We start from the raw sequence: 11,884 nt of genomic DNA on the forward strand, positions 1-11,884 counted from the left end.
TCCTTCGGCACGTCGCTGCAGGCTCTGTTCATTGGTTTCCTCAACGCACTCGTCCTCGCGGGCGCTGTCGTGGGCACCGCCAACGTCACAGGCTCGCCTCGGGACCAGCGGCAGGACTCCGGAATAACAACGAAGACAGCTCCTACTCCCCAGCCGTAGCCGTTGCGCGCGCCCATTCGGAAACGCAATAGCCGTCCCGTCGGGCCGCCGGCGGTAATTTGCAAACTCCGCAGAGGAGGAACCATGAGCGAAGCAAATCAACCGCACACCGGCCGCTACTTGGCGGATGCTGCCGACGACGCACCCCTGGAGTCTCTGCAAATGTGCTCCATGGAGGACATGCCCCGCCGGGTGCTGCCCCCCGTGCTAGACCCGCACCGCGAGTTCGCCATCGTGGAGAACGAGTTCAAGTGGGTGCTGGGCACCGTCATCCACTACTGGTTCCTGGACTCCCCGGAGGCCACCGATGCGCAGAAGAACGTCGTCCGGCGCGCCTTCAAGCATTGGAAGGACCTCGGCATTCGCCTCGACTTCATCGAGGCGAAGAAGGAAAGCGAGGCCGAGATCCGCATCCTGTTCGACTTCGACAGCGGCCGTTCCAGCTCCTACATCGGCACCTACTGCCTGAAGATCGCGCGGCCGGCGCCCACTATGCGCTTCGGCTGGGACCTGCAGTCGGCCTGGGGCGGCGCGACGGCGATCCACGAGATCGGCCACGCGCTGGGCCTCAAGCACGAGCACCAGAATCCCCGCGCCGGCATCGTCTGGGACGAGCCAGCCGTCCTGAAGCGGTACCGCGAGACGCAGCGCTGGACGGACGACGAGATCCGCCACAACGTGCTAGACAAACTCGACCCGGCGGACATCATGAGCACCGATTGGGACGTCACCTCCGTGATGCACTACCCCATCGAGGCGGGGCTAATCCGCAAGCCCGAGAAGTACCGGAAGGAGCGGACGCCCACCAATCACGGCCTATCGGCGCAGGACAAAGCGCTGATCCTGAGCGTCTATCCGCCCCAGTCGGCGATCGAAGACGTGCTCGAGCCCATGGCCCTGCGCCGCCTCGATCTCGTGCCCAGCGCCCAAGCGGACCTGGCGCTGAAGCTCGACGCCACGCGCGAATACGAGATCCAGACCGTGGGCAAGAGCGACGCGCGCATCGTGCTGTTCGAACGCCGTGACGGCGAATGGCGCTTCGTCGCCGCAGACGACGACTCGGCCGAGGAGCGCAATGCGCGGCTCGCGATGCGCTTGGTGGAGGAAAACGAGTACATGCTGCGCGTGCGACTGCACTACGCCTACGGCGGCCACGGCTTCGGGGTCATGCTGGTCTAGGCCGCCGCGGTGCCCCGGCGCCACTGTCTTCGAGGAGGTCCACGGTGTCACTTGTCTTCGATACTCCCAGGGCCGGTCCCTGCTGCCATGCACTGGTCGTCGGCGTTGGCGACTATCCGTTGCACGGGTGGGGCGTGGGGCTGATCGATTCGGCCGCTCATTCGGCGCTTGCTTTCGCGCAGTGGCTGCAGGGCGAGTTCCCGGGTAACGCGCAATGGCCGCTCGCCACGCTGGACTTGCTGGTCTCCCTCCCGGGCGCGCCCTCGAACTTCGGCGGTGCCCAGGTCGATCGCGCCACGACGGAGAACCTGTTCCCGGCCATCGGGGCCTGGTTCAACCGTTGCAACACGAGTGAGAACCACCTGGCGATCTTCTACTTCGCCGGCCACGGGGTCGAAAAGGGCACGGTCGGCTCCCTGCTGGCGCAGGACTTCGGGCGCAACGCCGCGGACATCGGCGACGATGCGCTCAATCTCAACGTCTTCACCGTCGGCATGGACCGCTGTCTCGCGCGCAAGCAGTGGTTCGTCGTCGACGCCTGCCGCAACATGCCGCCGCCGTTGCAGGGTACGCTCGCGCAGTTCGGGCGCGCTGGCGTGGCGCCGGATGTCAACGACCAGCCCTCAGCGGAAGCGCGAGACCACGTGATCCTCAAGGCCACCGCGGCGTCGCAAGTGGCCTACGGCAGGCCGGGTGAAGCAAGCCGCTTCACGCGCGCGCTCATCAAGGCGCTCGACGGCGCCGCCTGGGACGACGACGAGCAGCAGTGGACTTCGTGGTCCGTCCGTTCGGAGCGCCTGGTCACCGTGGTGAATCACCTGCTGGAGAACGAGGAGCGGCTACAGCAGGCGCCCGCGCAACGGGCACGCGCCGGCGGCGACAACGGCGGGTACGTCCTGTGGAAGCCGCAGCGCCCGCCGAAGGTGCCCGTGTATGTTACCTGCGCGCCCCAGGACCGGATGCAGGAGGCGGCACTGCGCGTGCGGCGCAACGGCGCCGATGTCGGGCAGCGCATGGCGGGGGACCACAGGCCGTGGGAAGTGGCGCTGGAAGCGGCGCAGACCCCCTACGAGATCAGCGCGGCTTTCGCCGCGGCGGACCAACCGGTGCTGGAGCAACTGGTCGTCCGCCCGCCGTCGCGCAATCACCAGGTCAAGGCACCATGAACGCAAAGCTGAATCTGGGCGTCCAGAAATGGCTGGACGGCGACTCCCTGGATGCCCAGAGCTCGCCCTTCCCCACCGGCGTGTTCGCCGAGGTTGTGTCGCTTACGAGCGCCGGCAAGCCGATCCGGACGCTCGTTCCGATCGGGCCGAAGCAAGCCACGAGCGCCATCGAGGTGCCTTCGGGAAGCCTGAACGTGCAGGTCCGGCTACCCTCCGGCGAGATCCTCACTGAGGACGTGGAGCTGGGTGAAGGCGAGGAAAAGACGCTGCTGATAAAGCCCCGTCGGTCCCCTCACGAGTGGATGAGCTGGCCGGGCCTCGTCAGCCCCATGGCGGCCCAGCACGTCGATACGCAACGCGCCGACGCGCGCGTCAGCCAGATGCAGCCGCAACTCTGGGTCCGCGACGCGAGCGGTCATCTCACCGTGTCGCCGGAACGTCGCTGGCAAGCGGATATCGACAGCCAGCTGGGCCTGCTCAGCTGCACCTTCACCGGAGGCGCGCCGGACGGGGTCGAGGCGTTCGGCAAGCGCCACTATCTTGCCTTCGACGTCCCAGGGCCGCAGCAGGTGCTGGCGACGGTGCCGGTACCGTGGAACACCTACCACCCGCAGCCGAACGTTCAGGTGGTGCTGAAGCTTTGCCATGGCGAAAGCGTGCCCTCGTCCGCTGACGTCGACGTGCTCGTTCAGGACGAGTGGCTGGCGCCGATGCTTGGCTACCTCCACTCCGGCGACCTCGCCGCGGCCCGCCAGTTCGCGCCCTCGGTGCGGAACGCGGCGGAGAACATGCTGTTCGAGAAGATGCTCAGTCCCCTGGCGGCTGCCGCCGGCGGCTATCTGTTGCTGCAGACGCGATCCTTCGAGCAGTTGCACGACTGGCCCAGGAACCTCGCCGAGCGCTTCGAGTGGCTACCGGACGGCGCGATCATCCGTGCCACGCAGCTCCTGCGCGATCGCTCGCGCAAGCGCGACCTTGATGAAATCCGACAGTTGCTGCACGCCGCCGCGCGGCGCGGCGTGCCCGTCTTCACGGAAGGCGTGCGCCTGCTAGGCGACGCCGTGCGGCTGCTGGGGAACTGGGACGAGCCGGACAGCCAGGAGCGCCGCAAACCCAAACCGGGCCCCTTCGACTCGCTCAAGGAATGGGCCGAAACGCTGGAGTCGGCCACCCGACCCGACGCGCTCTTCACCATCCTGCAGGCTGACGACGGACAACTCCGTTCACTCGTCAAGGGCTTGCGCTTAGCCCAAGGAGACACCATGCCCACCACACCGCTGCAGCCCAGCGCGGACCTTCAGGCGCGCTTCCAGCCAGTGCGCGACGCGATCGTCGCCAACCGCGCGCGGCTGGCCACGGTGGCCGACCTCGTTTCGATGCGGCCCGGGTTCCGGTACGACGCGAGCGGTCCGACGCCGGCCGCCGTGCTCTCGTTCCTTCCCCCGCTCGGCCGCGCGGCGGCGGCCATCGAGCAGGAATATGCGGCCATCCTGCGGGTGCCGGTGCGTGCCCTCGAGGCTTCGCCTGAGGAACAGATGCGTTACCACGCGCGCGGCATCGCCTCGCCGATAACGCATTCCGATTTCGATCGGCTGCTGATGCCGGCGATGCCCGAATTCCGCCCGCCGGTGCGCGGCACCTACCGGCCGCCACATGGACTCGCGCTAGACGAGGTGAACGATGAGATGGAGCTCACGCTCGCCACCAGCCCCGACGCCGGCTGGCCGGTGCTGCGCGACTTCCTGGGGCAGCCCGTCCAGCACCGCCTGCAGATCGGCATGTACCAGTTCACCGCGCCGCACATCTACCGCCAGTTGCGCGGCACGCTGCTGGCCGACGACGACGCACGGCTCGAAGTCACCATGCATCCGGTGCCGGAGAAGATCCGCGATGAGGGCAGCAAGGCGGACGACATCTTCGGCCCAGACGTCCTCGACCGCCTGCGGCGCGCGCTCGGCTCACGGTTCGAGTTCGAGTGGATGTCGGTCGGCCCGCAGGAAGTGTTCGCGAGCGCATACCACATCAAAGTCGCCGTCGCGGATTCGCGCCGCATGTGGCTGTCCAGCGGCAACTGGCAGAGCTCCAACCAGCCACCCTACGATCCCCTGAACAAGCCGGAGGATCTGCCGCCGCGCTACCTGGGTTCGTACAACCGGGAGCACCACGTCGTGATCGAGCACGCCGGCCTGGCCCGCACCTTCGAGCAGTACCTCCGGTACGACTTCCGCGAGGGCGGTGCGCCGGCGGCGCAGGAGTTCGCCGTGGGCCCGGACCTGTTCGTGGCCGACGAGGCGCTGGAATCCGAGGCCTTCGCCGCGCCGCGCTACTTCGAGCCGCTGCGGCTGAAGCGCAAAGTGCGTGTGCAGCCCCTGCTCACGCCGGACAACTATGCGAGCCACGTGCTCGGACAGATCCAGTCCGCGCAGCGTAGCATCTGGCTACAGAACCAGTACATCAACTGGAACCCCGAAGGCGAGTTGGAGGAGTTCACCGCGCTGGTCGGCGCGCTGTGGAACAAAATGCAGGCCGGCCTCGACGTGCGCATCATCTGCCGCGACCTCATGGAGCCGGAGAAGCTGGACCTCCTGGTGGCCCTCGGCTTCGATCCGAACCGCTTCCGCTTCCTTAAGAACACCCATACCAAGGTGATCATCATCGACGGGGAGCGAACCGTGATCGGCAGCCACAACTGGTCGAACGAAGGCGTGGCGACCAACCGCGACGCCAGCCTGCTGTTCTTCGACAAGGAGATCGCCGCGCACTGCGGCAAGATCTTCGAGTACGACTGGCAGCGGGCCACCACCCGCGGCGCGCGTCGGCAGCCGCGCGTCGCCCGCGCCGACGAGACCGCCTTGACGGGAACGGTGAGGCGATCGTGGGAAACGGTGTTCGACGAGCTGCCCCGGGCGCGGGTTCCGGCCACCGGGGCCCCTGCTCCCGTGCAGCCCGCGGCCGCGGCGGCGCCCGCGAACGGCTGGATCAGCTTCGGCGCGCCGGGCGCCGCCCCCGACGCGGGAGCCGCCGCGGCGCCCCTGGAGCTCGTGCTGAGCGGCATCGACGGCGCCACCGGCCAGTACCTCACGCCGCCTAAGCCGGTCGCGGAGATCGCGCACGCTCTGCGCGCCACCCGGCCGGCGCTGCCCGAAGCGGTGCGGGCGAGCGCCAGCCGCTCCGCGTACCAGGCCTTCGGCGTGCCGTACGGCTTCGACATCAACAAGCCGGCGCAGGTCGGCTGGGGCGTGATCGTGCGGGAGGGCGATCCGCGTGGCCTGCTCGCTGCGACCCAGTCGCTGCTGGACCACCGCCGGGCGCAGGTGCCGCAGCAGGTCTGCAAGGTGCTAGAGTACCGGCCCGGCGAGCAGGTACGCGACTGGCTGACGCGGCATCAGGTCGGCTTCGGCACCATCGTGCCGGCGAAGGTGCCGTACCATCTCCTTGTCCTAGGGGGCCCGGAAGACATCCCGTTCGAATTCCAGTACCTGCTAGACCTGGAATACGCCGTCGGCCGGGTCGCCTTCGACACGCCCGAGGAGTACACGCGGTACGCGCAGAGCGTGGTCCGCTACGAGACCGCTCCCGCGCCGGCAAGCAGCCGCGATGCCGTGTTCTTCGCCCCGCAGCACGCCGGCGACGGCGCGACGAAATTGAGCCGCACCTCGCTGGTGGGGCCACTGGCGGATGGAGCCGAGTTCCTGCCGAAGGTGGCGGACCAGTTCGGCTTCCGCCTGCGCGCATGCCTGGGCGCCGACTCGAGGCGCGCTGCCCTGCTCGACATGCTGCATGGGCGCGGCCTGAAGCCCTCGCTGCTTTTCACCGCCGGTCATGGCATGGGCTTTCCGATCGGCGACGTGCGGCAGGCCACCGACCAGGGCGGCCTGCTGATGCAGGACTGGGCGGGCGTCGGCACCATCCGCACGACTGACTACGTGCGCGCGGCTGACATCGCCAACGATGCGGAGCTGCATGGCCTGGTGGCCTTCCTGTTCGCTTGCTACGGCGCGGGCACGCCCGAGTTCGACGCCTTCCCGACGGAGCTCGGCGCGGCCCCCGTGCCGATTGCGCCCGCCCCGTTTGTTGCGGCGTTGCCCAAGCGGCTGCTCGCCCACCCGAACGGCGGCGCGCTGGGCGTGTTCGGGCACATCGAGCGCGCCTGGGGCTTCTCGATCACGGGCACCACCACGCAGCCGCTGCTCAATCCGTTCTGGAACGCCCTGGGCCGGATCATGGACGGCGCCTGCCTCGGCAACGTCACCAAGGACTTCAACGAGCGCTCCGCGCTGCTGGCCAGCGAGCTCGCCGACGCGATGGGGCCGGGCGGCAACCCCTTGAGCGACGCGGAGCTGGTCTGGCGCTGGGTCGAGCGCAACGACGCGCGCGCCTATGTGCTGCTGGGGGACCCCGCCGCGCGGCTGCGCAGCAAGGAACTGCGCTGAACGTCGCTCAGGCGCCGTGCGCGCGCAGTGCGGCGTGAGTGTGACGCAGCTGGCCCACGAAGCAGGAACCCACCGTGCGCGGCTGGCATACGCCCTAACCACGGTCGCGTCGATCGCGAAGCCCTCGCCACCGACCATCCCAAGCTGGCCAGGCCGGCGTGGCCATCGAAGGTCTCGAGCGGTACAACCGCGGCGAAGACCGCATCCGGCTGTCGCTGCTTGCCGTTGATTCGCATGGATACTCAAGCGAGGCCATGTCAGTCGCAAAACTGCTCGGCTTCGACCTGTGCCCTCGCCTTCAGGATCTCGGAGAGCGCAAGCTGTACCTGCCGACGGGCTTCCAAGTTCCCGAAGGCATCGAACGCGCGACGGTCAAGCGTCTGTCATGCATGGCGACCCGGGCGGGCAGGATCAGCGTGGACATCGCACTACGCCTCTTGGGGAGCGCCCCAAGGCGACCCCGCGTACAAAGCGGCTGACCATCTGGTGCGCCTGCTGCGTAGCATCTTCTTGTGCGACTGCATCGCGATTGCTGACTTCCGACGCGAAATGCATGCACTCCTGAGCCGCGGCGAGTCGGTGCACCAGTTGCAGCGCGCGGTTTACACAGGCAAGGTGGCGCCCGAGCGAGGTCGGCGGCGCGATGAGATGAAGGCGATCTCCGGCTCGCACGCTCTGCTGACGAACATGGCCTGGAACACCAGCCGGATGAACGACGCGGTCGAGCGCATGCGCATGGACGGGATCGATATCGACGACCCTGGCTTCGCCGCATCGGACCCGTGCATTTCGTGCACATCAACTCCCGAGGCACCTTCCGGCTCAGGATCGAAGCGTATGCCTCGGCGGTACTTAGGCCTCGCGCGGCTGATGAGCTACCGGCTGGAGTCTGAAATGCAGCTTTGCGGCCCTTGGCCAACAAGTAAGCGGACCTTCGTCAAGGTACTGGACAGCCGTATGGCAATTTCAATCCATGCCACAAAGCCGACAGTCAGCACTTCCGCCGCCTCATTCGGTGCAGTTTCAGGGCTTGTCCGGCACCTGCCCGTGCGAGCCAGGGTCGAGGCGATTGGTACCGTGGAGTCCGGTTGACCGGTTCGTCCGCACCGGCGATTGCACTAAGACCGGTTGTAGATGTCCGGCATGTTCTCTGTCTGAATTGCAGCTTCGCTTCCCGTTCGGTGGAGATAGAACCTGGTGGCTAGCAAAGTCCCGAGACGCATGCGTCTTGACTGATAGGGCAGCTCTTTGGAGAGCGGCTCAGTCCCAAGTCTGGGTGCTCCCACTCAGGCTTGGCCACCAAACGGCGGGAGATGCCACACCCGGGCGTCCAACGTTTCGAGGATCTGCGCAATGCGCCGCACGCTCGTTGCCATTGATGAGGGATGTGCGCCGTTTGGGGCCACTTGAATCTCCCTCATTGTGGTGATGCGCCGGTTCGAGCGCGACCCTCATAGTGTTCCTGCCTTCACCAACCGGGAGATTGCCATGCATGCAACCCCACGGGGCAGGGGAACTAGGCAGAGTGGAGAGCCGCACTTTGCTGGCTGGCCTTGTTCGCTTCGCAGCCGGGCCTGGCGGGCGCGCGGCCGGGGGCGTCATCCTCCGGGATGACGAGGAAAGACGGCGTGAAGATCGCGAGCGAATCGCGGTGGCGGCGCGACCCCATTTTTGTGGATTCAGATTGCGAGATTCGATAGTAGGCTGGACGAACACTAAGAAGGAGGTCCCATGACTACTCGATGCATCGGCATTCTTGCCGTCACCGTGCTCGCCGGCTGTGCCGGGCAACTGCGCGTTTTCAACGAAGGTCAGAGCGAGATCAAGGGCGTTCCGTTCAGGGCGGCGGAGGTGTACATCAAGAGTGGGACCTATACGAAGCACACCAAGGGTGGAGATTGCGCGCCAGCGCAGTTTGTAGGAACTACCTCGCTGCCGACGGGTGCGCAGTACTACGTCGCTGCACAGAGCGCTCAGTTCGCCAAGACTGGCTTTCACATCAAGTTTGCAGACAACGGAGCCGCCTCTGAAATTGCGCTCGACAGCGAGCCCGCAGGTGCCGAGACGCTGAAGGCCACGGGCGAACTGATCAAGACCGTGTTCCCCTTGTTCAGTGCGCCGGCTGCGGCTGCGGCTGCTGCCGCCGCTGGAGGTGGCGCTGCGCCCGCCAGACCAGTCCTCGAAAAGGCATGCGACGCGGGCGAGGAGGGTGTCAAGTTCGTCAAGTTCAGCGAATATATTCGGGATCAGAACAGGTAGCCCCGGCATGTGGGCCGCAATCTTTCCGTTGCAGGTCCTGCAGGCCGAGGAACCCGTCGGTACCGCTGGCGGCGCGCCAGCGGCCACCTTGGCCTTCAAGGTCGCGCCGCAGGAGCAGACGCAGTGGTGTTGGGCTGCAGTCTCGTCGAGCGTTTCCCGATTCTTCGACTCTCAAAGTCAATGGACGCAGTGCGGAGTTGCAAGTGCTGAGCTGTCTCGGTCGTGCTGCGCAGCTCCGCTCGGGCCGTGCAATCGATGGTGGTACCTGGACAAGGCGCTGTCGCAAACCGGGAACCTTCACCAGTTTCTAAGCGGTTCATCGAGCGCGGAGGATGTCGCAGCCGAGCTTCGGTCCAGTCAACCTGTTTGCATCAGGGTCGAATGGAAGGACTTGAGTGGCCATTTCCTCGCGATCCGAGGTGTTTACGAAGATGCACAGGGCGTACAGATGGTCTTGCTGTCCGACCCCATCTACGGTGATGCTGCATACTCGATCGACGATCTGAAGGTCGGCGCCTATCAACAGGGCCATGGGCGATGGACGCATACCTATCTGACCAAGGGGTGAAGCGTGGTCCTTCGTGTACTTCAGTTCGATGATGTCCTGGAAGGCCTTCACGGCACGGTCGTCACCGCGCTCGCGCATCTCGGCGAGCCGTTGGATCCGGGGGCGGCGCTTCGTCTCGTCGGACCGTTTCCCGTGTACCTCCAGGAGGTGGCGCGCGTAGCGCGCGGCGCCACGGCAGTCGATGGCAAGCCATCCGGCTGGCGTGCCCTGGTGTTGACCGAGAAAGATGCGGCGGTCGCGCTGATCGACCTGCCTGTCGCTGGCGACGGCAAGTTGATGTCTCCTGCGGTCCGTGGCGCGCAGGCGGCGCGTGCCCTGTCCAGCGCTCTTTCTGTTGCGGCCGAGTTCGACAGGCGGAAAGCAAGCTTCGACGTGGCGATCGTGCAACTGCCGAGGCTCTTCATCACGGCAGTTCGACTCGCCGGCCGCCAAACGACGTACATTCCGACGCGCGCAGGGACAGGCGACCGGCCCGATGCGACAGAGGTATCTCGCTCCGGCTTCATCGAGCTTGTGCGAAAGATGCGCGCCCAGCTAGAGCATGATCGCCGGCTTCAACGAAAGCCACGGTCGTTTGCTTCCGTCGAAGCATCTTCGGCGCAAGCCGGAAATAACCCGCCGTCGGTGTACTAGGAGGGGCCAGGTTCGAGTTGTGCTAGCCGGTTGCGCGCTACCATTATTGGCCGCCCGCTCCCGGCATTTCAATGGTGCTTTGGCATTTAACATGACAAGCGCATCCCTCTGGCAGACTGTGGGAGCAAAGTTGTAATGTCGCCTTCCAGCAAAGTTGAGATGTCGCATATTGGGCCGCCACGAGCTCCGAGGCATGGCCATGGCGACAGCTGCAGCGACGATCACCATGACGATGCGCGAGGCCGATCGACTCAAGACTGTTCAAGCGGTGGTCGACCGGATGCTTCGGGTTGGCCAGGACGCGCAGCGGCTTGGCATGAGCCGACGGCAGGTCGAGCGCCGTGTGGACCGCTACGTGGACGAAGGGCCTTCCGGCCTGGTCTCACGCAGGTGTGGATCGCTATTCCTTCATCGCGGCGGACTTGCACCACCTACTCCTTGCCGGTCTCCCGGCGCACCGACAACTATCCTGCCGCGGGGGGATAGGCAGCGAAGAGAGGGCTTCCCGAGCTCGGTCGTACTCAAGAAGCTTGCCCGAGCACTCGATGAATTCGCGACCTACATCGACAACAATGCCGATGCCATCGTCAACTACGGCGAACGCTACCGGTGCGGGGAGCGCATCTCCACCGTTTCGTCGAACCCGCGGTCAACAGGTGATCGCCAAACGGTTCGTGAAGAAGCAGATGCGCTGGACGCCGCGCGGCGCTCACCTATTGCTTCAGGTACGGACCCAGGTCTTGAACGGCGAGCTGCGCTCGGCCTTCGAGAAGTGGTACCCGAGCTCCGGCGCGCCAGTCCAAGAGCCGCTCGCGGCGTAGGCGCACGGGATTGCTGCATTGCACACCCCCCAGGAGTGGGATGCTCTCCAACTCAAGGAGCACGCCCTCGAGGCACAACGGGTGCGCATAGGCCTGGATGACGAACTCAAGCGGCTGACCGCCCTGCTCTCTCGGGCGGGCGAAACCCAGGAACGCATGCGTCGGGAGCACGCTGAGGCGATGGCCGCGCGGGACCAGGATCTGCGCCAGGCCGAAGAGCGGCACGCTGTACAGGAGACACGCATGCTGGCGGAGGTGGACCGGGCCAGGCAAGCGGCCAAGGCGCTGGAATCCGAGTTGGCCAGGGAGCACCAACGGCGAGTCAAGAGCGAGGAAACAGCGGCCAAGAGGCTGGAGGCCGAACTGGAGAAGCTCCACCAGGTTCGGGAAGCAGCGCGGCAAGCCGAGGCCGCGCTACACGAGCAACTGGCTGCACAAGGCATCGACTTGGCGCAGACGCGGACCCAGACAGAAGCGCTAGCGGCGAGCGTCGAAGCGCTCGAGGGCCGGATCGACGAGGAAAAAGCCTCACACGAGAAAACGCGGCGGATGTTGGCCGAGGCCTTGGTCAGCAAGTCGGCTGCGAAGAGCGATGCCTCCGTGCGTCGACGGCGGAAGCCTTGAGCGGGGGGCGGGAGAGGTTTTCGTCGTCGCTGATGGCGCCGG

7 protein-coding genes and 3 pseudogenes are annotated in these 11,884 nt (G+C 66.2%); all 10 read left to right on the forward strand.

Going from position 1 to position 11,884, the window contains the following annotated elements; all coding sequences use genetic code 11:
* The first annotated feature begins 243 nt into the window (after positions 1-243).
* Positions 244-1,338 (forward strand): M12 family metallopeptidase, encoded by a 1,095-nt coding sequence (locus tag AC3A6X_RS34530; protein ID WP_487846394.1) that lies wholly within the window; start codon positions 244-246, stop codon positions 1,336-1,338.
* A 44-nt stretch (positions 1,339-1,382) separates the two neighbouring features.
* Positions 1,383-2,504: a caspase family protein gene (locus tag AC3A6X_RS34535; protein ID WP_487846395.1), complete on the forward strand. Its 1,122-nt coding sequence runs from the start codon at positions 1,383-1,385 to the stop codon at positions 2,502-2,504.
* Positions 2,501-6,937 (forward strand): phospholipase D-like domain-containing protein, encoded by a 4,437-nt coding sequence (locus AC3A6X_RS34540; RefSeq protein WP_487846396.1) that lies wholly within the window; start codon positions 2,501-2,503, stop codon positions 6,935-6,937. Before AC3A6X_RS34535 ends, AC3A6X_RS34540 begins: the two co-directional genes overlap by 4 nt.
* A 149-nt stretch (positions 6,938-7,086) precedes the next feature.
* Positions 7,087-7,830, forward strand: a pseudogene (locus tag AC3A6X_RS34545) (Tn3 family transposase); the annotation flags it as partial.
* Between the two features lie 838 nt (positions 7,831-8,668).
* Positions 8,669-9,196, forward strand: coding sequence for a hypothetical protein (locus tag AC3A6X_RS34550; protein ID WP_487846397.1), 528 nt, complete (start codon positions 8,669-8,671; stop codon positions 9,194-9,196).
* 7 nt (positions 9,197-9,203) lie between these two features.
* On the forward strand, positions 9,204-9,764 hold the full coding sequence (locus AC3A6X_RS34555; protein ID WP_487846398.1) for a papain-like cysteine protease family protein: 561 nt from the start codon (positions 9,204-9,206) through the stop codon (positions 9,762-9,764).
* A 3-nt stretch (positions 9,765-9,767) separates the two neighbouring features.
* On the forward strand, positions 9,768-10,397 hold the full coding sequence (locus AC3A6X_RS34560) for a hypothetical protein (protein ID WP_487846399.1): 630 nt from the start codon (positions 9,768-9,770) through the stop codon (positions 10,395-10,397).
* Between the two features lie 232 nt (positions 10,398-10,629).
* A pseudogene (locus AC3A6X_RS34565) lies at positions 10,630-10,776 on the forward strand (helix-turn-helix domain-containing protein); the annotation flags it as partial.
* A gap of 141 nt (positions 10,777-10,917) precedes the next feature.
* Positions 10,918-11,218: pseudogene (locus tag AC3A6X_RS34570) on the forward strand (ISKra4 family transposase); the annotation flags it as partial.
* 18 nt (positions 11,219-11,236) lie between these two features.
* Complete coding sequence (locus AC3A6X_RS34575; protein WP_487846400.1) at positions 11,237-11,842, forward strand: hypothetical protein; 606 nt, start codon at positions 11,237-11,239, stop codon at positions 11,840-11,842.
* The last annotated feature ends 42 nt before the right edge of the window (positions 11,843-11,884 follow it).

This window comes from Variovorax sp. Soil_C_12 (genome assembly GCF_057657375.1).